Source organism: Streptomyces sp. L-9-10 (assembly GCF_004151105.1).
Taxonomy (GTDB): domain Bacteria; phylum Actinomycetota; class Actinomycetes; order Streptomycetales; family Streptomycetaceae; genus Streptomyces.
Window position 1 is genome coordinate 22,775 of record NZ_PHRF01000035.1, and the last position, 25,675, is coordinate 48,449.

The 25,675-nt window shown below is 70.3% G+C and carries 19 protein-coding genes; 2 read left to right on the forward strand and 17 right to left on the reverse strand.

Annotated features, from left to right (window positions below; translation table 11 throughout):
- Nucleotides 1-5: 5 nt before the first annotated feature.
- The 17 genes from CU044_RS09415 to CU044_RS09495 form a co-directional block, all read right to left on the reverse strand.
- Entirely contained in the window at nucleotides 6-1,406 is a 1,401-nt protein-coding gene (locus CU044_RS09415) for a nucleotide pyrophosphatase/phosphodiesterase family protein (RefSeq protein WP_129768032.1), read from the reverse strand.
- Nucleotides 1,403-2,572 (reverse strand): metabolite traffic protein EboE, encoded by a 1,170-nt coding sequence (eboE, locus tag CU044_RS09420; RefSeq protein WP_129768033.1) that lies wholly within the window; start codon nucleotides 2,570-2,572, stop codon nucleotides 1,403-1,405. Before eboE ends, CU044_RS09415 begins: the two co-directional genes overlap by 4 nt.
- A gap of 4 nt (nucleotides 2,573-2,576) precedes the next feature.
- A complete protein-coding gene (locus CU044_RS09425) occupies nucleotides 2,577-3,425 on the reverse strand; it encodes a TatD family hydrolase (RefSeq protein WP_129768034.1) in 849 nt (282 codons plus the stop codon).
- The gene (locus CU044_RS09430; protein ID WP_129768035.1) at nucleotides 3,425-4,024 is read right to left on the reverse strand and encodes an EboA domain-containing protein; all 600 of its coding nucleotides are present in this window, start codon (nucleotides 4,022-4,024) and stop codon (nucleotides 3,425-3,427) included. Before CU044_RS09430 ends, CU044_RS09425 begins: the two co-directional genes overlap by 1 nt.
- On the reverse strand, nucleotides 4,024-4,866 hold the full coding sequence (locus tag CU044_RS09435; protein WP_129768036.1) for a sugar phosphate isomerase/epimerase family protein: 843 nt from the start codon (nucleotides 4,864-4,866) through the stop codon (nucleotides 4,024-4,026). Before CU044_RS09435 ends, CU044_RS09430 begins: the two co-directional genes overlap by 1 nt.
- Entirely contained in the window at nucleotides 4,863-6,002 is a 1,140-nt protein-coding gene (locus CU044_RS09440) for an SCO3242 family prenyltransferase (RefSeq protein WP_129768216.1), read from the reverse strand. The genes CU044_RS09435 and CU044_RS09440 overlap by 4 nt, the downstream gene beginning before the upstream one ends.
- Before the next feature lie 14 nt (nucleotides 6,003-6,016).
- Nucleotides 6,017-7,168, reverse strand: coding sequence for an inositol-3-phosphate synthase (locus CU044_RS09445; RefSeq protein ID WP_129768037.1), 1,152 nt, complete (start codon nucleotides 7,166-7,168; stop codon nucleotides 6,017-6,019).
- Between the two features lie 123 nt (nucleotides 7,169-7,291).
- Nucleotides 7,292-10,978: a ThuA domain-containing protein gene (locus CU044_RS09450; RefSeq protein ID WP_129768038.1), complete on the reverse strand. Its 3,687-nt coding sequence runs from the start codon at nucleotides 10,976-10,978 to the stop codon at nucleotides 7,292-7,294.
- Between the two features lie 366 nt (nucleotides 10,979-11,344).
- Nucleotides 11,345-12,349 carry a sugar phosphate isomerase/epimerase family protein gene (locus CU044_RS09455; protein ID WP_129768039.1) on the reverse strand — a complete coding sequence of 335 codons (1,005 nt, stop codon included), beginning with the start codon at nucleotides 12,347-12,349 and terminating at the stop codon, nucleotides 11,345-11,347.
- A gap of 25 nt (nucleotides 12,350-12,374) precedes the next feature.
- Nucleotides 12,375-13,586 (reverse strand): Gfo/Idh/MocA family oxidoreductase, encoded by a 1,212-nt coding sequence (locus CU044_RS09460; RefSeq protein ID WP_129768040.1) that lies wholly within the window; start codon nucleotides 13,584-13,586, stop codon nucleotides 12,375-12,377.
- 50 nt (nucleotides 13,587-13,636) lie between these two features.
- Nucleotides 13,637-14,674, reverse strand: coding sequence for a substrate-binding domain-containing protein (locus CU044_RS09465; protein ID WP_129768041.1), 1,038 nt, complete (start codon nucleotides 14,672-14,674; stop codon nucleotides 13,637-13,639).
- A 56-nt stretch (nucleotides 14,675-14,730) separates the two neighbouring features.
- A complete protein-coding gene (locus CU044_RS09470; RefSeq protein WP_193563917.1) occupies nucleotides 14,731-15,807 on the reverse strand; it encodes an ABC transporter permease in 1,077 nt (358 codons plus the stop codon).
- A complete protein-coding gene (locus tag CU044_RS09475; RefSeq protein WP_129768218.1) occupies nucleotides 15,804-17,303 on the reverse strand; it encodes a sugar ABC transporter ATP-binding protein in 1,500 nt (499 codons plus the stop codon). The genes CU044_RS09470 and CU044_RS09475 overlap by 4 nt, the downstream gene beginning before the upstream one ends.
- Nucleotides 17,304-17,706: 403 nt before the next feature.
- The gene (locus CU044_RS09480; protein WP_129768042.1) at nucleotides 17,707-18,888 is read right to left on the reverse strand and encodes an ROK family transcriptional regulator; all 1,182 of its coding nucleotides are present in this window, start codon (nucleotides 18,886-18,888) and stop codon (nucleotides 17,707-17,709) included.
- 207 nt (nucleotides 18,889-19,095) lie between these two features.
- Nucleotides 19,096-19,773: a GntR family transcriptional regulator gene (locus tag CU044_RS09485; RefSeq protein ID WP_129768043.1), complete on the reverse strand. Its 678-nt coding sequence runs from the start codon at nucleotides 19,771-19,773 to the stop codon at nucleotides 19,096-19,098.
- 115 nt (nucleotides 19,774-19,888) lie between these two features.
- On the reverse strand, nucleotides 19,889-20,836 hold the full coding sequence (locus CU044_RS09490; protein ID WP_129768044.1) for a beta-ketoacyl-ACP synthase III: 948 nt from the start codon (nucleotides 20,834-20,836) through the stop codon (nucleotides 19,889-19,891).
- Between the two features lie 219 nt (nucleotides 20,837-21,055).
- Nucleotides 21,056-22,435 (reverse strand): OFA family MFS transporter, encoded by a 1,380-nt coding sequence (locus CU044_RS09495; protein WP_129768045.1) that lies wholly within the window; start codon nucleotides 22,433-22,435, stop codon nucleotides 21,056-21,058.
- Nucleotides 22,436-22,642: 207 nt separating this feature from the next.
- Here CU044_RS09495 and CU044_RS09500 point away from each other — a divergent pair, with 207 nt between their 5' ends.
- Nucleotides 22,643-23,620 (forward strand): 2-dehydropantoate 2-reductase, encoded by a 978-nt coding sequence (locus CU044_RS09500; protein ID WP_129768046.1) that lies wholly within the window; start codon nucleotides 22,643-22,645, stop codon nucleotides 23,618-23,620.
- A gap of 128 nt (nucleotides 23,621-23,748) precedes the next feature.
- Entirely contained in the window at nucleotides 23,749-25,674 is a 1,926-nt protein-coding gene (locus CU044_RS09505; RefSeq protein ID WP_129768047.1) for a molybdopterin-dependent oxidoreductase, read from the forward strand.
- The last annotated feature ends 1 nt before the right edge of the window (nucleotide 25,675 follow it).

A 25,675-nucleotide genomic window follows, 5' to 3' on the forward strand; every position in this document is an offset into this window, starting at 1 on the left:
TTCTGTCAGTGCAGTCCGGCGAGCTGGAGGAGCAGGGATTTGACGTCGGTGGCCGCGACCCGGTCACCGACGGCGCGGGGGGTGGAGCACAGGATGAGCGGACCTTCCTCGTCGCTCCGCGGCAGCCGGCCGTGGCTGCCGCGGATGGGCGAGGCGTCCAGCGGGACGACCGCGAGGCGGTAGCGCATACCGAGCTTCTTGCGGGCGATCGCCTTGGCCGCCTTGAGGCGTACGTACGGGTCGAGGGGGTCCATGAACAACTCGACCGGGTCATAGCCCGGTTTGCGGTGGATCTCGACCAACTGGGCGAAGTCGGGGGCCCGTTCGTCGTCGAGCCAGTAGTAGTACGTGAACCAGGCGTCGGGTTCGGCGATGGCCACCAGCTCACCCGAGCGGGGGTGGTCCAGACCGTGCGCCTTCTTGCCCTCGTCGTCCAGGAGTTCGTCGATTCCGGGGAGATCTTTCAGGGCCTCGCGCGTGGCGTCAAGGTCCTCGGGGCGGCGAACGTAGACATGGGCGAGCTGATGGTCCGAGACGGCGAACGCCCGGGAGGCCATCGGGTCGAGATACTCCATGCCGTCCTGCGTGTGCACCTCCAGCAGCCCGGCACGGCGCAGTGCCCGGTTGATGTCGACGGGCCGCGAGACACGGGTGATGCCGTACTCGGAGAGCGCGACGACCGTACGGCCCTCCGCCCTGGCGTCGTCCAGCAGCGGGGCCATGGCGGCGTCGAGATCCGTGGCGGCCCGGTGCGAGCGCGGGTCGTCGGGGCCGTAGCGCTGGAGGTCGTAGTCGAGATGCGGCAGATAGCAGAGGGCCAGATCGGGCCGCCGGGTGCGGACGATATGGCGGGTGGCGTCCACGATCCACTGCGAGGAGACGAGGTCGGCGCCGGGGCCCCAGAAGTGGAAGAGGGGGAACGTGCCGAGTTTCTCGGTGAGTTCGTCGTGCAGCGCCGGCGGACGGGTGTAGCAGTCGGGTTCCTTGCGGCCGTCCGCGTAGTAGACGGGGCGCGGTGTGACCGTGTAGTCGGTGTCCGCGCCCATCGCGTACCACCAGCAGATGTTGGCCACCGTATAGCCGGGGTGCGCGCGCCGGGCGGCGTCCCACAGCTTGTCGCCGGAGACGAGGCCGTTGTGCTGGCGCCACAGCAGCACATCGCCCAGCTCGCGGAAGTACCAGCCGTTGCCGACGATGCCGTGCTCGGCGGGGAGCGTGCCGGTGAGGAAGGTGGACTGGGCGCTGCAGGTGACGGCGGGCAGCACCGTGGAGAGGGGGGCCTGCGAGCCTGCCGCCGCCAGCTTGCGCAGGTTCGGCATATGGGCGAGCAGCTGGGGCGTGAGCCCGACGACGTCGAGGACGAGCAGCGGGGTCGGGGCCGGGGTCCCGGCCGGGGTCTCGGTCACGGCAGCTCCTTCAGGCCGAGGTCGGTCAGCAGATCCCGGGCCAGGGTGAGTTCGGCGGCGATTCCGTCGGCGAGCTGTCCGCGTGAACGGGGACGCAGCTCCGGCGGGAGCGCCTGCCAGGTGTAGGTCTCGACCTCCAGATGGCGGGTACGCGGCTGCGCGACGCCGACGAGCCGGGCCAGGGTGTCCCGGAGCACCGGGAGCGTGGAGGTGAGCGGCGGGGCGGGTGGCGCGTGCAGGGGGACGTGGAAGTGCGCGCGCCAGGGGGCTCCGTCGGGCAGTACGTCCCCGGCCAGGGCCTCGTCCAGGTCGTCCGTGCCGCGCAGCCCGGCGGCGGTGCGGGTACGGGTCTGGTGCAGGAAGCGGGGCTCGGCGAAGGAGGCGAGCGCGTCCCGTACCTCCGGCAGATGCGGGTGCTCGGCGTGCAGGGCCGCGGAGAGCTGGGCCTTGGGGATGGGGATGTGCGCGGCCTCCAGCGCGCCGAGCGCGGCGCCCGGGTCCTCGAAGGAGGTGGCGAGATGGCAGGTGTCGATACAGATGCCGATCCGGCCGCTGGCGATGTCGGTGAGCGGGCCGATCGCGTCGGCGGTGGTCTCGACGGTGCAGCCGGGCTCCGGTTCCAGCGCGATCCTGATGGACTTGCCGGTCAGCTCCTCCAGCGCGTCCAGCCGTTCGGCGAGCGTGGACAGCGCCTGGTGCGCGGTGCGGGCCGCGGCGGCGTCCCAGGGGGTGCGCCAGCCGAGCGGGAGCGTGGAGACGGAGCCCTCGGTGACATCGTCGGGCAGCAGTGCGGCCAGCAGCCGGGCCAGATCGCTGGTGTGGGCGAGCCGCTCGGGGTCGCGCCAGTCCGGCTTGTACACGCGGTACTTGACCTCTTCGGCGCCGAAGCCCTCGTACGGGAAGCCGTTGAGTGTGATGACCTCGAGACCGCGCCGGTCCAGTTCGGCGCGGAGCCCGCGCAGCACCGCCGGGTCGTTGATCAGGGCCTGGGCGGCGTCCTTGGCGAGCCAGAGGCCGATGCCGAGGCGGTCCCGGCCGAGGCGCTTGCGCACGGGCTCGCAGTGGTCGCGGAGCTGGGCCAGTACGCCGTCGAGGGTCTCGGCGGGGTGGACATTGGTGCAGTACGAGAGGTGGACGGTGGAGCCGTCGGGGTGGCGGAAGCGCATGGGCTCACTCCCCGCCGCGCAGAATGGAGTTGCCCTCGTGCAGGGCCTCCGGCGCGGGTACGTCCAGCTGAAGTCTGCCGCTGAGCCCGTAGAAGGCGACGGGGTTGCGCCACAGGACCTGGTCGACGTCGTCCTCGCCGAACCCGGCGGCGAGCATCGCGTCGCCGACCTTGCGGGTCTTGAGCGGGTCGCTGTTGCCCCAGTCGGCGGCCGAGTTGACGAGCACCCTCTCGGTGCCGTGCTCCTTGAGGACGGCGACCATCCGGTCCTCGTCCATCTTGGTGTCGGGGTAGATCGAGAAGCCGAGCCAACTGCCGCTCTGGGCCGCGTCCTTGACGGTCGTCTCGTTGAGGTGGTCGAGCAGCACCCGGTCCGGGGCGAGCGCGGACTCCCGTACGACGTCGATGGTGCGGCGCAGCCCGGACAGTTTGTCGCGGTGGGGGGTGTGGACGAGCGCGGGCAGCCCGTGGTCGGCGGCGAGCTGGAGCTGCGCGGCCAGGGCGGTGTCCTCGGCCGGGGTCATCGAGTCGTATCCGATCTCGCCGACGGCGACGACACCGTCCTTGACCAGATAGCGCGGCAGTTCGTCCAGGACGGGGGTGCAGCGCGGGTCGTTCGCCTCTTTGGGGTTGAGGGCGAGCGTGCAGTGGTGGGCGATGCCGTACTGGGCGGCGCGGAACGGCTCCCAGCCGAGGAGCGCGTCGAAGTAGTCGAAGAAGCTCTCGGGTGAGGTGCGGGGCTGGCCGAGCCAGAACGACGGCTCGACCAGGGCGCGGACTCCGGAGTCGTACATCGCCCGGTAGTCGTCCGTGGTGCGGGAGGTCATATGGATGTGGGGGTCGAAGATGCGCATCAGGACTCCTCGCCGGTCAGGGTCAACGCACGGTGCAGGTCGGCGGGTACGGGACGGCCGGCGGCGGTGCGCTCTGCCGCGAAGTCGGCGAGCATCCTTGCCAGTTCGGTGTCTCCGTGGGCGCGTGCGGCCAGGCTCTCGACGGCGTCGACCGGCACGCCGGTGAAGAGGCACTTGAGGACGGCGTGCCGCCAGGCGTGGGGGTCGAGATGGGCGGCGGCGTAGGGACCGACGGCGGCGGCGACCAGCCGGGTGTCATTGGTCCGCAGGGCGTCCTCGACCAGGGGCAGCGCGCCGGGTCCGGTGACGCGGTCGGGCAGGGCGAGCAGGACGGCGCGCCGCTCGGCGGCGGTGCCCCGCTGGTAGAGCCGGGTCAGGGTGGTGAGCCCGGCATCGGCTTCCCTGAGCAGGAGGGTGCGTACGGCGTCGGCGTGATCCTGGCCGCAGTGGCGTCCGGCGGCGGCGAAGCGCAGCTCCCAGCCGGCGGCGGCAACGTTGTCGTCGGCGCGGCCGGCGGTGGCCTCGGCCAGGGCCTCGTCGAGCCAGGACGCGGCGGGCGCGTCGAGCCTGAGGAGGAGTTCCTCACGGGTCGGGGACATCAGGACACCCCCTGGGCGCGGAGGAAGTCCAGGGACGTGCGGGCCAGTTCGGGCCCGGCGTGGGAGTGGCGGGGCAGTTCCACGACGGTCAGGCCCTCGTACCCGGTCGCCGCCAGCGCGGCGAGCACGGGCGGGAAGTCGATCTCGCCTTCCCCGAACGGCAGATGCTCATGGACACCGCGCCGCATGTCCTCGATCTGCACATGCCGCAGCCAGGGGGCGGCGTCCCGTACGCAGTCGGCGGGAGACGCGGCCTCCAGGCACTGGCAGTGGCCGATGTCGAGGGTGAGCCCGAGCGCGTCCGGGTCGCCGAGCAGATGTCTGAGCCGGTGGAATCCCGCGATGTCCGAGACGAGATGGCCGGGTTCGGGCTCGACGGCGAGGGGGATGTCGGCGGCCTCCGCCGCGTCGAGGACGGGGCCCATCGCCTCTTCGAGCCGCTTCCAGGCGGTGTCGGTGTCGGTGGGGCCGGGGACGATGCCGCTGAAGCAGTGGACGGCGTGCGCGCCGAGGTCGGCGGCGACCTGAACGGCCTTGACCAGCAGCCGCGTTCGGGCGGCGCGGTCGTCGGGGTCCGGGTCGAGCAGCGTGGGTCCGTGCTTGCGGCGCGGGTCGAGTACGTAACGGGCGCCGGTCTCGACGGTGACCCCGAGGCCCAGCTCGGCCAGCCGGCGGGCGACCCGCTGGGTGCGGGCGGTCAGATCGGGGGCCATGGGGTCGAGATGCATATGGTCGAGGGTCAGCCCGACGCCGTCGTAGCCGAGGTCGGCGAGCAGCCCGAGGGCGTCGTCGAGGCGCAGATCGGTGAGCCCGTTGGTGCCGTATCCGAAACGCAGACTCATGTGGGGCTCACTTTCCGTGCGAACGTGCGGGCCAGCGGTACGAGCCCCATGACGCCGAGCGCGATCCCGGCGGCCCCGCCGCGCGCGGCCAGCGCGGCCTGGAGCGGGATCATCGCCCGGATGCCGCCGCCGACGGCGCGCTGGGTGAGCGGTGGCGACGGATTGAGCGCGGCGTGCAGGAGGGGCTTCCCGGCGGTCCCCGCGTAGACGAGGGCGAGCGCCCCGGCGAGCGCGGGTCCCGCGGCGGCGAGCGCGGGCCCGGCCGACCGGACCGCACCTGTCCCCCGGTGTGGGGCGGCACGGAAACCGCCCCGCGCCACGGCCCCGTCCGCCGGCCGGCCCGCCAGCGTGCCCAGCACGCCGGTGGCCACGAGCGCGGCGAGCGGCGCGGCCGTCGAACCGCCCTGCGCCTCGCGGCGCGAGACGGTGGTGACGGCGACGGTGTGCGCGCCGAGGAGTGTGGCCGAGGGCAGTGCGGTACGGAGACCGTCCCAGGGGTCGGTGCCGCGTACGGCTCCGGCGTACGGCGACGGCGTACGGGGCGAGGTGCGCGCGGCACCGCCGCCGCCTGCGCCTCCGGCCGGCGCGGACGAGGTGTTCCCGGGACCCCGGGTCACCGCTGCCGCGCGGCCGGCCGTGCCGGGCCCGGCCGGCGCCGACGTGGCGCGGTCGCGCACGTTCGCGGTCGCGGTCGCGGTCGCGGTCGCGGTCGCGCCCAGCAGTACGTCCAGTGCCCTGGCCGCGCCCATCGCCGCCGGACCCGCCGCCGTGTGTTTCAGCCGCAGGTCGTACGCCCAGACCGTGGCCGCCAGGGCCGTGCCCACGGCCAGCGACGACCGGCCCGCGCGGGCCGCGAGGGCGAGGCCCGCGGCCGTCAGCACGCCCGCCGCGGCGAGGGCCGCCGGCGGGGAGATCCGGCCCGACGGGATGGGGCGGTGCGGGCGGTCGATCGCGTCCTCCTCGCGGTCCGCCCAGTCGTTGAGCGCCATGCCCGCCTCGTACAGGCAGAGCGAGGCGCCCACGGCGAGCGCGGTGGAGCGGTTGGGGCGTACGCCGAGAGCCGCGGCCCCGGCCAGCGCGTCGCCCGGGACCGTGAACAGGGCCGAGACGCGGAGCAGTTCGGCCCAGGCCCGCATACGTCCGCGCAGGCTCACCTGGTCTCCTTCAGCCGCTCGGCGAAGGCGAGCAGCTCGTCGAACTGTTCGGCGAGCGCGGCGGGGCCGCCGTCCGGATCCTTGAAGTAGAAGCCGAGACCGGGCAGGGGCCCGCTCAGCCCCGCCTCGTGCGCACGGGCCACCAGCCGGGCCAGGTCGAGTACGAGCGGCGCGGCGAGCGCCGAGTCGCACCCCTGCCAGATGGTCTGGAGGATCATCCGCGAGCCGAGGAAGCCGTCGAACGCGATGTGGTCCCAGGCGGTCTTCCAGTCGCCGAGCGCGGGGACGTCGTCGATGTGGACCTCGCCCTCGGGGGCCGTGCCGAGGGTGTCGGCCAGTACGCGTTCCTTGCCCGCGTTCTTGGCCGCCGCGGCGGCCGGGTCGGCCAGCGCCGCTCCGTCCCCGCCGCCCAGCAGGTTCGTGCCCGACCAGGCCCGTACGGTCAGCGCGCGCTGGACGAACATCGGGGCGAGCACGGAACGGAGCAGCGTCTGGCCTGTCTTGCCGTCGCGGCCGGCGTGGGGAAGTCCGCCGGCCTCGGCGGCCGCCGTGAGGGCCTCGGTGCGCAGCCCGGTGGAGGGCGTGAAGTTGACGTACGAGCAGTCGGCCCGGATGGCGGCCGCCGCGTAGAGCGAGCTGGCGGGCAGGCGCGGATCGTCCGGCGCGGGCTGGGGTTCGGTGGAGGAGACGTTGACGACGACGGTGCGGGCGACGCCGGTGCGGCGCGCGAAGTCCCTGAGGTCGTCGGCGAACGAGGCGATGAGCTCCTCGTCGCTCCTGGTGTCGCCCGGCTGGGGGCCGCCGGCCCGTATCTCCTGGTCGGCGGCGGCCAGTTCGGCGTGAATAGCGGCGGGCAGGCCGTGCGGCAGCACGCCCGCCGCGGTCAGCGCCTCCGCGCGTTTGGGCAGCGGACAGCTCACCGTGTCGTGTCCGCCGAAGACGAGCGAGGAGAGTGCGGGGAGGCCCGTGTCCGCGAAGGGCGCGGTCTCGGTGACCATGCCCGTCGCGGGATGGAGCCCGGCGGTGACCGCCGCGCATCCGGCGACGGCCGTCGTGGCGACGGAGCCGCGCGCTCCGACGAACCAGACGCCGGTGCGTGCTGCAGTCGATTCTGTACGGGTCGTCGTCGCGGGACTGGTCGTCGTCACGGGGCTGCCTCCCTGCCGGTGGTGTGGTGGTTGGTGGACGGCGGGCGGGGGGTACGGCGCCTCCCCGCCCGCCGCCGGCTTACGGGCCGCCCCGTCCCGGAGACCTCTGGCTACGAGAGGTCTCTAGGCGGAGGGCAGTTCCTTGAGCTGGACGTCACGGAAGGACACCTGGTCGTCCGCGCCGTGGTTCTGGAGGCCGATGTAGCCGTCCTTCAGACTGCGCTCGGGGTCCTTGTTGGTGAAGTCGTTGATCTTCACGCCGTTGAGGAAGATCTGCAGACGCTCACCCTGGACCTTGATCTCGTAGTTGTTCCACTGGCCCGGGGGCCGCAGAACCTGGTCCCTGGCCTTGATGTTGGCCGACTTGAAGCCGTAGACGGAGCCGGTGGTGCGGTCGGCCGCGTCGGTGGCGTCGATCTGGATCTCATACCCCTTGTCGACCGCGGACCACGGATCGTCGGAGGCCGGGAAGCCCACGAAGACACCGGAGTTGTCGTCCCCGTCCATCTTCCAGTCGAGCTTCAGGGAGTAGGACCCCAGCTGCTTGGCCTGGTACCACAGCAGGCCCATGCCGCCCTCGGAGCGCAGTTCACCGTCCACGACGTTGAACTTGCCCGGTCCGGCCTGCTTCCAGCCCTCCAGCGTCTTGCCGTTGAAGAGGTCCCGGTAGCCGGTCTGCGGCTTGCAGTCCGCCTTCACCTGGCCGGCCGCGTAGCGCAGTCCGCCGAGCAGGTGCTGGCGGAAGGCGTCGTCCGCGTACGACTCCTTGGTGTGGCCGCCGCCGGTGTAGAAGGCACGGCCGCCCTCGTACGTCTGGCACCAGGCGATCGGGTGGTCGCCCTTCATGTTGCCGCCCTGGTAGGTGGTCTCGTCCAGGGTGGCGAGGACGCGGGCCTGATCCCGCGGGTTGGTGCGGTAGTTGTACCACTCGTCGGTGCGCTGCCACTCGTCGCCCAGGTGGGCGGTCGACGGGTGGTCGTGGTCCTCGACGCGTACGGTGGCCGGCTGGATCTGCGGGTGGGAGTCGAAGTAGGCCCCCACCAGGCCGCCGTAGAAGGACCAGTCGTACTCGGTGTCCGCCGCGGCGTGGACGCCCATGTAGCCGCCGCCGGTGGCGACGTAGTTCTCGAACGCCTTCTGCTGGTCGGCGTTGAGGACGTCACCGGTGGTGGAGAGGAAGACCACCGCGTCGTACCTGGCCAGGTTGTTGGTGGTGAACTGGCCGGCCGCCTCGGTGGCGTCGACGGTGATCCCGGTGGTCTTGCCGAGCTCCTTGAGCGCGGCGACGCCCGCGGGGATCGAGTCGTGGCGGAAGCCGCCGGTCTTGGAGAAGACCAGGACCCGCTTCTCGGTCTTGCCGGCCACGGCCGTGGAGAGCTGGAAGTCGTCCAGGTCGTACAGCGCGCCGCCGCCGGCACCGCCCTTGAAGACCAGGAACAGCTCGGTGGTCTGCTTGGGTACGGCACGGAGCGGTACGTCGATGTCCTGGAAGGTCTCCCAGCCGCCGGTGACCGGGATCGGCGCGGAGCCGAGCAGGTTGCCGGTGGCCGAGCCGGTGCGCACCTCCAGGAATCCGCCGGCGCCGCCGGAGGAGATCCGGGCGGTGAGCGTCTTGGACCCGGTCAGGTTGTACGGCGAGAAGGAGATCCAGTCACCGTTGTCGATGTCGCCGACGGTCTTGCCGCCGTTGGCCGGTGCCTTGTCGTAGACCTTGATACCGGAGGAGTTGTTGAAGTGCTCGGCCTGCCGGTGGCGCGGCTGGAGCTGCGACTGGTCGTGCGTGGTGAGCGCCGCCTGGCCGCCGCCTCCGCCGTCGGTGTACTCGGCGTCGATCACACCGAAGATATTGGCGTTGGGATCGTGCTCGGTGTCGGCGGGCGCGGTGATGGTGCCCTCACAGCCGTTGGCCGAGGTGATCGGGTGGCCGTGGCTGTCGTGGCCGAGGATGTAGCGGACGACGATCTTGGAGCAGTCGATCGCCCCGTCCTCCGGGTCGGTGACCTTCACCTTGAAGGGGACGGTGTCCCCGAAGTTGAAGAGGTGCCCGTCGTTGGGGAGTTCGAGTGTCACCTTGGGCGCGGTGTTGCCGACGACGATCCGCACGGACGCGCTCGCGGTGCGCTCGGTCGGGTCGGTGACGGTGAGCCGCGCGGTGTAGGTGCCGTTCTTCTTGTACGTGTACGAGGGGTTGGTCTCGGTCGAGGTGCCGCCGTCGCCGAAGTCCCACGCGTAGGTGAGGGCGTCGCCGTCGGGGTCCTCGGTGCCCGCGGAGGAGAAGGTGACCTTCAGCGGGGACTTGCCGGACGTCTTGGTCGCGGTCGCCTCGGCGATCGGTGACTTGCCGCCCGTGGAGTTCTCGATGCGGTAGAGCGCGGAGTGCTCGTCGCCGCCGAACCAGGACAGGCCGTAGTCGAGGACGTAGAGCGCGCCGTCGGGGCCGAACTCCATGTCCATGGGCTGGGTGCCGGACCACGGGAACGGGTTGATCTTGCTGACGGTGCCGTCCTCGCCCTGCTCGATCCGCTTGATCCACTGGCGGCCGAACTCACCGGCGAAGAAGTCCCCGTCGTACTCCTCGGGGAACTTGACCGGGGAGTCGAGGTCGGCGTCGTACCGGTAGACCGGTCCGCCCATCGGGGACTCGGAGCCGCTGCCGAACTCGGGCAGGCTGCCGCCGTCGTACGGGATCCAGGCCGCCTGGGCCGGCGGGAGGTCCGTCAGACCCGTGTTGTGCGGCGAGGTGTTCTTGGGCGCCGCGCAGTCGAAGGCCGCGCCGGACGCCTTGGTGGCGAAGTCGTAGTCGATGAAGGGGTCGTTGTCCCCCGTGCAGTACGGCCATCCGAAGTTGCCCGCCTGGGTGACCCGGGCGAACTCCACCTGGCCGGCCGGACCCCGGGTCGGGGACGCGGCGCCGGCGTCGGGACCGTAGTCACCGACGTAGACGATGCCCGTCTTCTTGTCGACGGAGATACGGAAGGGGTTGCGGAACCCCATGGCGTAGATCTCGGGCCGGGTCTTCTCGGTGCCCGGGGCGAAGAGGTTGCCCTCGGGGATGGTGTACGAGCCGTCCTCGGCGACCTTGATGCGCAGGACCTTGCCGCGCAGGTCGTTGGTGTTGCCGGAGGAACGCTGGGCGTCGAACGCCGGGTTGCGGTCGGCCCGCTCGTCGATCGGCGTGTAACCGTCGGAGGCGAACGGGTTGGTGTCGTCGCCGGTCGACAGATACAGGTTGCCGTCCGCGTCGAAGGCGATGTCGCCGCCCACGTGGCAGCAGGTGCCGCGCGAGGTGGTGACGTCGAGGACCTTCTTCTCGCTCGCCTTGTCGAGCGTGCCGTCCTCGTTGAGTGTGAAGCGCGAGAGCCGGTTGTATCCGTCGAACGGGGCGAAGTCGGCCGCCGTGCCGTTCTCGGGGGCGTCGCCGGACGGGGTGTCCAGCTTGGGCGCGTAGAAGAGGTAAATGGCCCGGTTCTCGGCGAAGTCGGGGTCGACCCCGACGCCCTGGAGGCCCTCCTCGTCGTGGTTGTAGACATCCAGCGTGCCGGAGACGGTGGTGTCGCCGCCGGCGTCGGTGATGCGCAGTGTGCCGTCACGCGAGGTGTGCAGCACCCGGCGGTCGGGCAGGACGGCGAGCGACATGGGCTCGCCGACCGCGTCGGCGCCCTTCGCGAGGGTCACCTGCTGGAAGCTCTCCTCCGCGGCCGGCTCGTCCGGATGCGCGGCGGCGGGTACGGCGCTGAGGCTCGATCCTGCGAGCAGAGCGCCCGTCAGGAGTGCGAGGAGGGTTCTGGCTCTGGGGCGTTTTCTGTGCACGAAAGTCCTCCACAATGGGCTGTTCGTACGTGCTGGGTTGCCAAGGGAGCGCGGAGGAGCGCTCTCGCCTCCCGGGGACGGTGCTCGTCCTGCACCGGATCCCCGGAGAGAGGTGACTGCGTCGCCGACGTGCGCCGTCACATCGGAGACCACCTGTGTCCTGTACGTATGCCGTGTACCTATGTCCTGTACATCTCAGTGGACGGTAGCTGTGTTCGTCCGTGTCCGAAAGACCTTGCGCAGAGGAGAAGTTGCCTTTTTCCTCCCTCAGGACAAAGCACTTTCCGGGCAGGCCTGACCGCCCGGCGGCGCTTCCGCCGCCGGGCTGCCAGCCTTCTCCCCGGAGCCCGATCCGGGGAGAAGGAGCTACTCGCCGCCGCCGAAGGCCGCGTCGAAGGACGCGGTCGGCGGGTCGAAGTCGAAGCGCTTCAGGTCCGCGAGGGCCTCGGGGGCGCCGGCCAGCCGGTCCATGCCCGCGTCCTCCCACTCCACCGAGATGGGGCCCTCGTACGTGATCGACCGCAGCATCCGGAAGACGTCCTCCCACGGGACGTCGCCGTGGCCCGCCGAGACGAAGTCCCAGCCGCGCCGAGGGTCGCCCCAGGGCAGATGCGAACCGAGCCGCCCGTTGCGGCCGTCGAGGCGCTTCCGGGCCTCCTTGCAGTCGACGTGGTAGATCCGGTCCCGGAAGTCGTAGAGGAAGTTGACCGGGTCCAGGTCCTGCCAGACGAAGTGGCTCGGGTCGAAGTTCAGCCCGAACGCGGGCCGGTGGCCGACCGCCTCCAGGGCCTGGTGCGTGGTCCAGTAGTCGTACGCGATCTCGCCCGGGTGCACCTCGTGGGCGTAGCGCACGCCCTCGGCGTCGAAGACGTCGAGGATCGGGTTCCAGCGCTCCGCGAAGTCCTCGTACCCGCGCTCGATCATGCCGGGCGGCACCGGCGGGAACATCGCCAGCAGGTGCCAGATGGACGAGCCGGTGAAACCGATGACCGTATTGACCCCGAAGGCCGCCGCGGCCCGCGCGGTGTCCTTGATCTCGGCGGCGGCGCGCTGCCTGACACCCTCGGGATCGCCGTCGCCGAAGATCCGGGACGGCAGGATGCCCTGGTGGCGTTCGTCGATGATGCTGTCGCAGACGGCCTGGCTCACCAAGTGGTTGGAGATCGCCCAGCACTTGAGCCCGTACTTGTCGAGCAGCTGGTGGCGGCCGTCCAGATAGCCGGGATCCGCGAGTGCTTTGTCTACTTCGAAGTGATCCCCCCAGCAGGCGAGTTCCAGCCCGTCGTAACCGAAGTCACGGGCGAGCCGGCACACCTCCTCCAGGGGCAGATCGGCCCACTGGCCGGTGAACAGCGTGAACGGACGTGGCATTCGGACCTCCTCCTCGATGTGATGGCTAGGGCTGCGGCACGGGCGTGTACACGGCGTTCTTCGCCGCGCTGTCCTCCACGGCCGCGAGCACCCGCTGCACCTGGAGCCCGTCGGCGAAGGACGGCGCCGGATCGGTCCCGGCGGCGACCGCCTCGACCAGATCGCGGGCCTGGTGCACGAAGGTGTGCTCGTAGCCGAGCGCGTGACCGGGCGGCCACCACGCTTCCAGATAGGGATGCTCCGGCTCCGTGACCAGGATCCGGCGGAAGCCGGAGGAGGGAGCGGGCTCGGTGTGGTCGTGGAACGACAGCTCGTTGAGGCGCTCCAGATCGAAGGCGAGCGAGCCGCGCTCGCCGTTGATCTCCAGATGGAGCGCGTTCTTGCGCCCCGAGGCCATCCGGGTGGCCTCGAAGGAGGCCAGGGCGCCCGAGGCGAGCCGTCCGGTGAACAGCGCCGCGTCGTCCACGGTCACCGGGCCCGTCTCGGTGCCCGCGGTCCCCGAGAGGCCGGCGGTCGCCCCGCTGAGCACGGGCCGTTCCTTGACGAAGGTCTCCGCGAGCGCGGAGACCCCGACCAGCGGCTCCCCCGTCAGGAACTGCGCCAGGTCGACGATGTGCGCTCCGAGGTCGCCGAGCGCCCCCGACCCCGCGCGCTCGCGCTTGAGCCGCCAGGTGAGCGGGGCCGACGGATCGGCCAGCCAGTCCTGGAGATAGGTGACCCGGACATGCCGAAGGGTGCCGAGCCTGCCCTCCGCGATCAGCTTCCTGGCGTACGAGATCGCGGGCACCCGGCGGTAGTTGAAGCCGACCATGGCCAGCTGACCGCGCGACCTGGCGTCGGCCGCGGCCCTGACCATGGCCTCGGCCTCGGCCACCGAGTTGGCGAGGGGCTTCTCGCACAGGACGTGCTTGCCCGCCTCCAGCGCGGCGATGGCGATCTCCGCGTGGCTGTCCCCCGGGGTGCAGATGTCCACGACCTGCACGTCGTCGCGCGCGATGAGCCGCCGCCAGTCGGTCTCGGCCGCGGCCCAGCCGTGCCGGTCCGCCGCGGCGCGGACCGCGTCCGCGTCACGGCCGCAGACAGCGGCGAGCACGGGGCGCATCGGCAGGTCGAAGACGTGTCCCGCCGTGCGCCACCCCTGCGAGTGTGCGGCGCCCATGAACGCGTATCCGACCATGCCGATACCGAGTGTCGGTGGTGCACCGGCTTCTTTCTCCGACGCTTCCCTGAGGGTCATACGGAGTACTCCTCGTCTCTCGCTGGTGGGGGCGGCCTTGACTGGACCGGTCAGCTGAAGCCCTGAGGCAGGTAGTCATCGATGTTCGTCTTGTCGACCACGGCCGAGAAGAGCGTGACCTGGGCCGGGATCTCCAGCCCGGACAGCCCGCTGACGCCCTTGCTCTGTCCGAGGGCGCGGGCCAGGTCGATGGCGGACGCGGCCATGATCGGCGGGTAGAGGACGGTGGCCTTGAGCACACCGTTGTCCGCCTTGATCGCGTCCATCGCGGCCTTGGCGCCGGCCCCGCCGACCATCAGGAAGCCGTCCCGGCCCGCCTGGTCGATGGCTCGCAGGGCGCCGACGCCCTGGTCGTCGTCGTGGTTCCAGAGCGCGTCGAAGCTGGACTGCGCCTGGAGCAGCTGGGCCATCTTGGCCTGGCCGGACTCGACGGTGAAGTCGGCGGCCTGGCGCGCGACCTTCTTGATGTTCGGGTAGTTCTTGAGGGCGTCGTCGAAGCCCTGGGTGCGCTGCTGGGTCAGCTCCAGGCTGTCGGGTCCGGACAGCTCGATGACCTTCGCGTCAGGCTTGTCCTTGAGCTTCTCGCCGATGTAGTTGCCGGCGTTGAGGCCCATGCCGTAGTTGTCGCCGCCGACCCAGCAGCGGTACGCCTGCGGCGAGGCGAAGATCCGGTCCAGGTTGATGACCGGGATGCCGGCCCGCATGGCCTTCAGCCCGACCTGGGTGAGGGCCTTGCCGTCGGCCGGCAGGATCACCAGGACGTCGACCTTCTTGTTGATGAGGGTCTCGACCTGGCCGATCTGGGCGGCGGTGTCGTTGGAGCCCTCGGTGATGTCGAGCGTCACATCGGAGTAGGTCTCCGCCCGCGACTTGGCGTTCTCGTTGATGGCGTTGAGCCAGCCGTGGTCGGCCTGGGGGCCGGCGAAGCCGATGGTGACGGGCTTGCCCGGCTTGTCGTCGGAGGCGGGCTGGTCGTTGGCCGCGGGCTCCTTCTTCGCCGGCTCGTTGCTGGTGCAGGCGGTGAGGAAAGCACCCGCGCCGATGGCGGCGGTGCCGAAGAGCATTCCTCTGCGGCTGGTTTCTGGCATGACGGTTCAACCCTTCAGGTAGGGCGGTACGACAGTAAGCGGGTGCGAGACCGGAACTAGGACTCGCCGTTGCGCACGGTGCGGCGCTGGACCAGTACGGCGGCGACGATGATCGCGCCCTTGGCGATCTGCTGGACGTCGCTCTGCAGGTTGTTGAGGGCGAAGATGTTGGTGATCGTGGTGAAGACCAGAACACCGAGTACGGAGCCGACGATCGTGCCGCGTCCGCCGCTGAGGAGGGTGCCGCCGATGATCGCCGCCGCGATGGCGTCCAGCTCGTACAGGTTCCCGTTGGTGTTCTGTCCCGAGCCGGCCAGGACGACCAGCAGGAACGCCGCGATACCGCAGCAGAGGCCGGAGAGCAGGTACAGGTAGAGCCGCTGCCTGCGTACGTCGATGCCGGCGAGCCGCGCGGCCTCCGCGTTGCCGCCGACGGCGACGGTGCGCCGGCCGAAGGTCGTCCGGTTGAGGATCAGCCAGCCGATGACGGTGACGGCCGCGAAGACCAGCACGAGCGGCGGGATGCCCAGGATGTACGAGTCACGGACCCCGAGGTCGAGGACCGAGTCCACAGTGACGATCTGCGTCTTGCCGTCGGTGATCTGGAGCGCCAGTCCACGGGCGGAGGCGAGCATCGCGAGGGTGGCGATGAACGGCACCATACCGCCGTAGGCGATCAGTACGCCGTTGACCAGTCCGCAGGCCAGACCCACGATCACCGCGGTGAAGAGGATGCCGGCGAACCCGTATTCCTGGGTGGCCAGTGTGGTCGCCCAGACGGACGCCAGTGCCACGATCGCGCCGACCGACAGATCGATCCCGCCGCTGGTGATCACGAACGTCATACCGACGGTGACCACACCGATGACGGACGCCTGGGTGAGCACCAGTTGCAGGTTGTTGGTGTCCAGGAACTGATCGGGCTTGGTGATGCCGCCGACGATGATCAGGGCGGCGAGCACCCCGAGCAGGGAGAGGTTACGGACATCGAGACGCAGCCCGAGGGCGCGCCAACCGCCCTTCTCCTCCGTGGACTTGGCGGACGCGTGGGACATGGCGGGCGGCGTGGGCGGCTCGGGCACGGCCGCCGCGTCGGGCCCGCCCTGCTGCGCCTCGGAGGCAGGCTGTTTCATGACGTCGGGCTCCCTTCCATCACAAGGTCGAGTACACGGTGCTCGTCGAGCTCCTGGGCGGGCGCCCGGTGGACGACCTGGCCCTCGCGGAGCACCAGCACCCGGTCGGCGAGGCCCAGGACTTCGGGGACCTCGCTGGAGACGAGCAGTACGGCGAGGCCCTCGTCGGCCAGCCGGCGGATCACGGCGTACAGCTCGGCGCGGGCGCCGACATCGACTCCGCGCGTCGGCTCGTCGAGCAGCAGTACCCGGCAGCCGCGCAGCAGCCAGCGGGCGAGGACCGCCTTCTGCTGGTTGCCGCCGGAGAGGGTACGGATGCGGGCGTCCGGGTTGTCGGGGCGCAGGGAGAGTTCCCTGGTGGCCTCCCTGGCCGCGGTCCGCTCCGCCGTGTGGTCGAGCCAGCCGGCCCGTGCGAAGCGGGACAGCGATGACACCGACACGTTGCGGGTGACGGATTCGAGCATCAGCAGGCCCTGGGCCTTGCGCTCCTCGGGTGCGAGGCCGAGTCCCGCGCGGACGGCGGCGCGTACGCTGCCGGGCCGCAGCGGGGTGCCGTTGACGAGCACCCGGCCCGCGGTGGCCTTGCGCGCCCCGTAGATGGTCTCCAGGATCTCGGAGCGTCCCGAGCCGACGAGCCCCGCGAGTCCGACGATCTCGCCGGGCCGCAGTTCGAGGTCGACGGGGGCGAACTCCCCGTCCCTGGCCAGTCCTTCGACCTTCAGTACGGGCTCGGCGCGCGCCGCTCCGGCCGTGGCCGGGGGCCGATCGGGGAAGACGTACTCGACGTTCCGGCCGGTCATCAGCGCGACGACCTCGCGGGTCGGGGTCTCCTTCGCGGGCAGGGCGACGGCCACGGTCCGGCCGTCCTTGATGACGGTGACGCGGTCGCCGATGCGCCGGATCTCCTCCAGCCGGTGGGAGATGTAGATGACGGCCACACCGTCGGCGGTGAGGGTGGCGACGATACGGAAGAGGTTGTCGACCTCGTCGGGGTCGAGGGCCGCTGACGGCTCGTCCATCACGATGAGCCGTACGTCGTGCGAGAGGGCGCGGGCCATCGACACGATCTGCTGCTGGGCGGCGGAGAGCGAGCCGACGGGCCGGTGGGCCTGGATCTCGGGGTGGCCGAGCCGCTTGAGCAGCGCGGTCGCCCGTGTCCTGGCCTCCCGGCCCCTGACCACGAAGCCGGCGGTGGTCGGCTCGTGTCCGAGGAAGATGTTCTCGGCGACCGTGAGCCCTTCGACCAGGTCGAGTTCCTGGTAGATGGTCGCGATGCCGAGCCGCATGGCGGCGATGGGTGATTTCAGTGTGACGGCCTCGCCGCGCCAGGTGATCACACCGCCGTCGGGCTGATGGGCCCCGGCGAGCACCTTGATGAGGGTGGATTTGCCGGCGCCGTTCTGGCCGAGCAGGCAGTGGACCTCGCCCGCCTCGACCTCCAGGTCCACACCGTCGAGGGCGCGGACACCGGGGAACAGCTTGGTGATGCCGGACATGGTGAGCAGAAGTTTTTCCGGTGGTGCGGGTGTTGGTGCCATGGCGTATCCCCTCGGCGGATGCGGCCGTAGAGCGGGCAGGGCATGAAGTGGGCAAAAGGAAGAAGGCAGGGCGGAGTTGGGCAGGGCGGAACCAGGTGCGGCGGAGCGGTGTCGGTACGTCGTGCGGATACGGCTCGTGCGGGTGACGCGGCTCGTACGGGTGCTGCGGCTCGCGCCTGCTGCGGTGATGACGGGCGGTGCGGCTCGTGCGTACTGCTGGTGTGACGGGTGGTGCGGCTCGTGCGTGGTGCCGGTGTGACGGGTACTGCGGTTGTCCGTGGTGCTGGTGTTACCGATGGAGCGGTGGTGTTTCGGATGGAGCGGTGGTGTCCGGTGGTGCGCCGCCGGCCCCGGACGGGCGTCAGGCCGGCGAGAACAGGTGGTCGCTGATGAGCCGGGCCGCGCCGGTGACTCCGGCGGTCGGGCCCAACTCCCCCAGGACTATGGGGAGATTGCCGGTGGCCAGCGGCAGGGACTGCCGGTAGACCTGGGTACGTACGCTGGCCAGCAGCGTGTGACCGAGACCGGTCACCCCGCCGCCGATCACCACGAGGCCCGGGTTGAAGAAGCTGACGAGCCCGGCGATGACCTGGCCGACGCGGTTGCCGCCGGTCCGGATGAGATCGAGCGCGGCGGGGTCACCGGCGGCGGCGGCCGCGGCGACATCCACGGCGGAGAGCCGGTCCGTGGCCTCCAGCCGGGCGGCCAGCTCGGGCGAGCTGCCGGAGCGCGCGGCCTCCTCGGCGTCCCGGGCGAGGGCGGCGCCGCTGAAGTAGGCCTCCAGACAGCCCTTGTTGCCACAGGCGCAGGCGCGGCCCTCCGACTCGACCTGGATATGTCCGATGTCGCCGGCGCTGCCGGTCGTACCGCGGTAGACCTCGCCGCCGACGACGATCCCGCAGCCGATACCGGTACCGATCTTGACGCAGAGGAAGTCACCGACCGAGCGTGCGACGCCCGCGTGCTGCTCCCCCATCGCCATCAGGTTCACATCGTTGTCGACCATGACCGGGCAGCCGAGTTCCTGGCTGAGCGCCTCCCGTACGGGGAAGCCGTCCCAGCCCGGCATGATCGGCGGCGCGACCGGGACACCCTCGGGGAAGCGGACGGGTCCCGGCACGCCGATCCCGGCGCCGTCGAACTCGTCGGCGAGTCCGGAGACCTTGAGCTTGGCCGCCATGACGAGCACCTGCTCGAAGACGGCGACGGGGCCCTCACGGACGTCCATGGGGTGGTTGAGATGTCCCAGCACCTCCAGCTCCGCGTTGGTCACGGCGACATCGATGGAGGTGGCTCCGATGTCGACACCGAGGAAGCGCAGAGCGGGTGCCAGCCGGATGTTGTGGGAGCGCCGGCCGCCGCGCGAGGCGGCGAGTCCGTCGGCGACCACCAGGCCGGTCTCCAGCAGCCGGTCCACCTCGACGGCGAGCTTGGAGCGCGAGAGATCGACCTGGTCACCCAGTTGCGCACGGGAGTTGGGGCCACCGTCGCGCAACAGCCTGAGCAGTCGCGCCTGATGCGCGTTCGCGGGTCGTGCGGTCATACGTCTCACGCGCCCCTCCCCGCCTTCTCGGCCTATGCGTCGGGCTTTCGAGGGAACGTAGCAGCGCTTGCCCGCAGGGGGAAGAAGTTGAGCGGGAATCAGTCCCAACTTTCTCCACACCGAGGACAAAGCCGCTTCGGGGCGTCGCTTTTACCGTCCTTCGCACCTACTTTTCGGGTCGGCGAGGAATGAAGGGGCTTGGGACGATCAGGACTCTTGCCTGTGGTGATACGTGTTGCGCGTGTGCTCCGTGTGGGCCTTCATGACTTCCGTCGCGCGCCGCTCGTCGCGCGTAGAAATCGCGGCGATCAGCTCCCGGTGCTCGATCCAGGACTGCTTGCCGCGCTGCCGGGCGACCGGCGTGTAGTACCAGCGCACCCGGCGGTCCACCTGCGCGGCCAGCTCGGCCAGAACGACATTGCCCGCCAGCTCCATGACCTTGGCGTGGAAGGCGGCGTTGGTGGCGACGGCCAGATCCCTGTCGTCATCGGCCACGGACTGCTCACCCTTGGCGCACAGCGCCTCCAGCTCGGCGATCCCCGCAGCGCCGGAGTTGGCCGCGGCCAGCCGGGCGGCCTCCGCCTCCAGGAGCGTACGGACCGACAGCAGCTGGTCCGCCTCGTCCTCGGTCGGCTCATGGACGAAGGCGCCCTGCGCAGGGCGCAGATCGACCCAGCCCTCGGTGTTGAGGCGCTGGAGGGCCTCACGCACCGGCTGCCTGGACACCCCCAGATGACGCGCGAGTTCGCTCTCGACGAGGTGCTGACCGGGCTGGAGCGCCCGGGTCGTGATCAGTTCGAGCAGAGCCTCGTACACACGTTCACGCAGTGGTCCCGGTCGTTCGAGTTTAGGCACGGCACCTTGCGCCAACTTCGCGGACAACATCGCGTCCCCCTCCTGGCCGGCAGTGTCATTGACTGTAGCGATGGACCGATGTCACCAGGGGTGATGAACATCAAGACATTGGCTATCGTCTACAGTCTACCGAGAACACCGGGATTCAGGGGCAGCGGATGACTTGACCCGCGTAGGAGAGGTTTCCCCCGAAACCGAAGAGCAGTGCCGGCGCACCCGACGGAATCTCTCCGCGGTCCACGATTTTGGACAGGGCCATCGGGATCGACGCCGCGGACGTATTACCCGAATCCACCACATCCCGGGCGATGACCGCGTTGACCGCGCCGATCTTCTGGGCCACGGGCTCGATGATCCGCAGATTCGCCTGATGCAGCACGACCGCGGCCAGCTCCTCGGGGGTGACGCCCGCCCGCTCGCAGACCCGGCGGGCGATCGGCGGCAGCTGGGTGGTCGCCCAGCGGTAGACGGACTGGCCCTCCTGGGCGAAGACCGGCGGGCTGCCCTCGATCCGTACCGCGTGGCCCATCTCCGGCACCGAGCCCCAGAGGACCGGGCCGATCCCCGGCTCCTCGTCCTCGCCCGCCGCCACGACGACCGCCGCGCCCGCGCCGTCACCGACCAATACGCAGGTCGAGCGATCGGTCCAGTCGGTGATCGCGGTCATTTTGTCCGCCCCGATCACCAGGACGCGGGAGGCGGAGCCCGCCCGTACGGCGTGGTCGGCGGTGGCCAGCGCGTGGGTGAAGCCCGCGCAGACGACATTGAGGTCCATGACGGCGGGCGAGCCCATGGAGAGCCGGGCGGCGACCCGGGCCGCGGTGTTCGGGGAGCGGTCGACGGCGGTGGAGGTGGCGACCAGCACCAGATCGATGTCCGCCGGGGTGAGCCCGGCCGAGGCGAGGGCCTTGGCGCCCGCGTGCGCGGCCAGCTCGTCCACCGGCTCGTCGGGCCCCGCCATATGGCGGGTTCTGATCCCCACCCGGCTGGTGATCCACGCGTCACTGGTGTCGACCATGCCCGCCAGGTCGTGATTGGTGAGCACCTTGGCGGGCTGATAGTGCCCGAGCGCGGCGATACGAGTGCCGGTCATGCCCGGGACCCCCTCTGGTTCGACGTCAGGAGTGCTCCAGTCTCGTCAGCGACTCACCGGTAGGGGTGCAGGTGAACCAACAGGATTCAGCCGCGCCGCTTGGAGACTCCATATCATCCGGTGAAAAGCTGGGCTGCCTTCAGTACCAGCTCATACACACCGTACGCGAGGGGGATCCCGACCCAAAGCCAGGCGAAGACGATCAGACCGGTACGCGGTTCAGGCCGCACGGTGTTCTTCGCTGGGGACGTGGTCATCTGCGGCCTCCCTGGGGGCGGGGACGTGGTGGCGCGGGTGGACGGGCCTGACCAGTTCATTGGCGACGAAGCCGATGACCAGCAGCCCGATCATGATGGTGAACGAAAGACCGTACAGCCCGGATCCGCTTCTGCCCGCCTCTTCCTGACTGTCCGCCACCCGGTTGACGATCAGCGGGCCGAGCACACCGGCGGTGGACCAGGCGGTGAGCAGCCGGCCGTGGATGGCACCCACCTGATAGGTGCCGAAGAGATCCTTGAGATAGGCGGGGATCGTGGCGAACCCGCCTCCGTAGAAGGACAGGATCACCAGCGCGCAGAGGACGAACAGCGGCTTGGAGGAGTCGCCGAACTGTGAGATCAGCAGATACATCACCGCGCCGACGCCGAGATAGACGCGGTACATGTTCTTCCGGCCGATCAGGTCCGAGGTGGAGGACCAGCCGATCCGGCCCGCCATGTTGGCTGCGGACAGCAGCGCCACGAAACCGGCGGCGGCCGAGACGCTGACGGGCGCGTCGGTCTCCGCGAAGAAGTCGGTGATCATCGGGGCGGCCTTCTCCAGGATCCCGATCCCCGCGGTGACGTTCATGCACAGCACGACCCACAGGCACCAGAACTGCGGGGTGCGCACGGCGGACCTGGCGGACACCTGCGCGGTGGAGATCAGCGCGCCCGCCGCGGGCTTCGCGGCGCCGGGGGCCGGCTTCGCCGCGCCGTCCCCGCCCTGCCGGTAGCCGGGCGGGGGTACGCGGACGAGCAGCACGCCGAGCGCCATGAACACCGCGTACACCAGCCCGTGCACCAGGAAGGCGAGCGCGATCCCCTTGCTCCCCGCGCCGAACGAGTCCAGCATCTGCGCGGACCACGGCGAGGCGATGAGCGCGCCGCCGCCGAAGCCCATGATGGCGATGCCGGTGGCCATGCCGGGCCGGTCGGGGAACCACTTGATCAGGGTGGAGACGGGCGAGATGTAACCGATGCCGAGGCCGATACCGCCGACGAAGCCGTAGCCGAAGACGATCAGCCAGTACTGCTCGGTGACGGCGCCCAGCGCGGCGAGCAGAAAGCCCGACGAGAAACAGCAGAGGGCGACCGTCATCGCCCAGCGCGGCCCTCTGCGTTCGACGAGCGTGCCGCCGAAGGCCGCCGACAGGCCGAGCATGACGATGCCCAGCTGGAACGGGAGGGCGCTGGCGGTGCCGGAGAGGCCGAGCGCCGATTCGAGCGGCGGTTTGAACACGCTCCAGGCGTAGGCCTGGCCGATCGACAGGTGCACCGACAGCGCGGCGGGGGGCACCAGCCAGCGGCTCCAGCCGGCGGGCGCGAGTGGTGGCGTCATGGTCGGGAACTCTAGGAACCGACCGACCGGTAGGGAAGATCTCCGGCCGAGTTTGCCGACTGCATACCTTTCCGGAGCCTTGTCGACCAGAAGTACATACTGTAGACAATATATCGTCAACACGGAGTGTGATCAACAGCACAGAGAACAGACAGCGGAGTGTGACCCTTCCCTCGGTCTCCCTCAAACCGAACGGAGAGCCCCACAGTGAAAGTCGCAGTTGTCGGCGCCGGAGCGATCGGCGCCTATGTCGGAGCCGCTCTCGACCGAGCGGGTGCCGACGTCCATCTCATCGCCCGCGGGCCGCATTTGTCCGCCATGCGGCAGCACGGAGTCAGAGTGCTCAGCCCACGCGGCGATTTCACCGCGCGGGTGCACGCCACCGACCGGCCGGAGGACATCGGTCCGGTCGACTATGTGTTCCTCGGGCTGAAGGCCAACTCCTATGCGGCGTGCGGGCCGCTGGTGACGCCCCTGCTCAAGGACAGTACGGCGGTCATCGCCGCCCAGAACGGCATTCCCTGGTGGTACTTCCACGGCCACGGCGGCCCGCACGACGGCCGGCGGGTCGAGAGTGTCGACCCGGGCGGCTCGGTCAGCGCCGTACTCCCACCCGAACGTGCGATCGGGTGTGTGGTGTACGCGGCGACGGAGCTGGAGGGACCGGGCATCGTCCGGCATCTCGAAGGCACCCGGTTCTCGATCGGCGAACCTGACCGCTCGGTGTCCGCGAGGTGTCTGGAATTCAGCGATGCCATGCGCACCGGAGGTCTCAAATGTCCGGTCGAGGCCGAGTTGCGCGAGGACATCTGGATCAAGCTCCTCGGCAATATCTCGTTCAATCCGATCAGCGCCCTCACCCGCGCCACCATGCGGGAGATGTGTCTGCACCGCTCCACCCGCGAGGTCATCGAGCTGATGATGTCGGAGGCCCTGCGGGTCGCCGAGGCGCTGGGCTGCCGCCCCGACATATCCGTCGAACGGCGGCTGGCCGGGGCGGAACGGGTCGGTGACCACCGGACCTCCACTCTCCAGGACCTGGAGAAGGGCAAGCCCCTGGAGCTGGATGTCCTGCTCGCCGCCGTCGTGGAACTCGCCGCGATCAGTGATGTCCAGGTGCCGACGCTCCGCACGGTGGACGCGATCTCCGATCTGCTGGCTCGCGGTGTGACCGCCGCCGCCTGACGGCCCGTCGGCGATTCCCGGAGAGGCGGGTACGCGTCAAATCCCCGCACTGGGGTTCCCTCGCGTACCCGCCGTCGGGATACTGTATGCAATGGGGCGCGGCCATCACTCCCAAAGGAGAGCGCAGCGTGAAGAAGCGAGATCGCACGCCGAAAACGTATGCCCGCATCACCCACCCCCTGGTGCGGGACGACAAGGGCGGCCCCCTCCGCAGGGCGACCTGGGACGAGGCGCTGGACCGCGCGGCCGAGGGCCTGGGCGCCGCACGCGGCGCGTTCGGGATGTTCTCCTGCGCCCGCGCCACCAACGAAATGAACTATGTGGCCCAGAAGTTCGCCCGTGTGGTGATGGGCACCAACAACGTGGACTCCTGTAACAGGACCTGCCACGCGCCGAGTGTGGCCGGCCTCTCCGCCGTCTTCGGATCCGGCGGCGGCACCTCCTCGTACGGGGAGGTCGACCACACGGATCTGATCGTGATGTGGGGCTCCAACGCCCGCTTCGCCCACCCGATCTTCTTCCAGCATGTACTGCGGGGCATCAGGAACGGCGCGCGGATGTACGCCGTCGACCCCCGCCGTACCTCCACCGCCGAATGGGCCGAGAGCTGGCTGGGACTGAACGTCGGTACGGACATCCCGCTGGCCCACGCGGTCGGCCGCGAGATCATCCACGCGGGGCTGCACAACCGCTCGTTCATCGAGCGCGCCACCACCGGGTTCGAGGAGTACGCCGCCGAGGTCGAGCCGTGGACACTGTCGGTGGCCGAGCAGGTGACCGGCGTACCGGCCGAGGCGATCCGCGAGCTCGCGCACGCCTACGCCCGCGCCGAACGGGCCCAGTTGTGCTGGACGCTGGGCATCACCGAACACCACAACGGCACCGACAACGTACGGGCGCTGATCAATCTCTCCCTCCTCACCGGGCATGTCGGCCGGTACGGCTCGGGTGTGCAGCCGCTGCGCGGCCAGAACAACGTGCAGGGCGGTGGCGACATGGGCGCCATCCCCAACCGGCTGCCCGGCTTCCAGGACATCCTGGAGCCCGGTGTCCGGCGCAAGTTCGAGACCGCGTGGGACACCGTGATCCAGCCGCACTACGGACTGAACCTGACGGACATGTTCGAGGCGATGGAGACCGGCGAGCTGAAGGCCGTCTACTGCATCGGCGAGAACCCCGCCCAGTCCGAGGCCGACAGCGAGCAGGCCGTGGAGCGGATGAAGCGGCTCGACTGCCTCGTGGTGCAGGACATCTTCCTCACCAAGACCGCCGAACTCGCCGATGTGGTGCTGCCCGCCACCGCCGCCTGGGCGGAGACGGACGGCACCACCACCAACAGCGAGCGCCGGGTGCAGCGGGTGCGCAAGGCCGTCGAGCCGCCCGGCGAGGCGCGCGAGGACATCGACATCATCTGCGACCTGGCGGGCCGGCTCGGGCACGCCTGGAAGTACGCGGACGCCGAGTCGGTGTGGAACGAGCTGCGTTCGGTCTCCCCCGACCACTACGGCATGACCTACGAGCGGCTGGCGGAGCATCAGGGCATTCAGTGGCCCTGCCCGGACACGGACAAGCTCGAACCGACCTATCTGCATGGCAGGTTGTGGGAGGCGGACCCGGCCAGGCGCGGCCGGCTCGCGCCCTTCGGCATCGTCAAGCACGACCCCCCGGTCGATCTGACGGACGATCAGTATCCGATCAGGCTCACCACGGGACGCCGGCTCGACTCGTACAACACCGGTGTGCAGAGCGGGAGTTTTGCCTCTCCGCTGCGGCGCGGCGAGTATGTCGAGCTGTGCCCCGAGGACGCCGAGCGGTACGGGGTGACGGTGGGCGAGGAGGTCCGAATCTCGTCGCGGCGCGGCACCGTACAGGCGCCGGTCTGGGTCGACCCCGGGCTCCGTCCCGGTCTGGCCTTCATGACCATGCACTTCCCGGACGAGGTGGACACCAACCAGCTGACCATCGAGGCAAATTGCCCGATCGCGGGCACCGCCGAGTTCAAGGCATCGGCGATCCGGATCGAGAAGCTGCCCGCAGCGGCATCGAGGAGCTGAG

Excerpts from the sequence above, each read along its gene's own strand:
- CU044_RS09490 (WP_129768044.1), bottom strand. The coding sequence starts at position 20,836 with ATGACCGGCACTCGTATCGCCGCGCTCGGGCACTATCAGCCCGCCAAG.
- CU044_RS09440 (WP_129768216.1), bottom strand. The coding sequence starts at position 6,002 with ATGCGGGCCTGGGCCGAACTGCTCCGCGTCTCGGCCCTGTTCACGGTC.
- CU044_RS09435 (WP_129768036.1), bottom strand. The coding sequence starts at position 4,866 with ATGAGTCTGCGTTTCGGATACGGCACCAACGGGCTCACCGATCTGCGC.
- CU044_RS09480 (WP_129768042.1), bottom strand. The coding sequence starts at position 18,888 with ATGACCGCACGACCCGCGAACGCGCATCAGGCGCGACTGCTCAGGCTG.
- CU044_RS09485 (WP_129768043.1), bottom strand. The coding sequence starts at position 19,773 with ATGTTGTCCGCGAAGTTGGCGCAAGGTGCCGTGCCTAAACTCGAACGA.
- CU044_RS09495 (WP_129768045.1), bottom strand. The coding sequence starts at position 22,435 with ATGACGCCACCACTCGCGCCCGCCGGCTGGAGCCGCTGGCTGGTGCCC.
- eboE (WP_129768033.1), bottom strand. The coding sequence starts at position 2,572 with ATGCGCTTCCGCCACCCCGACGGCTCCACCGTCCACCTCTCGTACTGC.
- CU044_RS09475 (WP_129768218.1), bottom strand. The coding sequence starts at position 17,303 with ATGTCCGGCATCACCAAGCTGTTCCCCGGTGTCCGCGCCCTCGACGGT.
- CU044_RS09425 (WP_129768034.1), bottom strand. The coding sequence starts at position 3,425 with ATGCGCATCTTCGACCCCCACATCCATATGACCTCCCGCACCACGGAC.
- CU044_RS09430 (WP_129768035.1), bottom strand. The coding sequence starts at position 4,024 with ATGTCCCCGACCCGTGAGGAACTCCTCCTCAGGCTCGACGCGCCCGCC.
- CU044_RS09465 (WP_129768041.1), bottom strand. The coding sequence starts at position 14,674 with ATGCCAGAAACCAGCCGCAGAGGAATGCTCTTCGGCACCGCCGCCATC.
- CU044_RS09470 (WP_193563917.1), bottom strand. The coding sequence starts at position 15,807 with ATGAAACAGCCTGCCTCCGAGGCGCAGCAGGGCGGGCCCGACGCGGCG.
- CU044_RS09455 (WP_129768039.1), bottom strand. The coding sequence starts at position 12,349 with ATGCCACGTCCGTTCACGCTGTTCACCGGCCAGTGGGCCGATCTGCCC.
- CU044_RS09460 (WP_129768040.1), bottom strand. The coding sequence starts at position 13,586 with ATGACCCTCAGGGAAGCGTCGGAGAAAGAAGCCGGTGCACCACCGACA.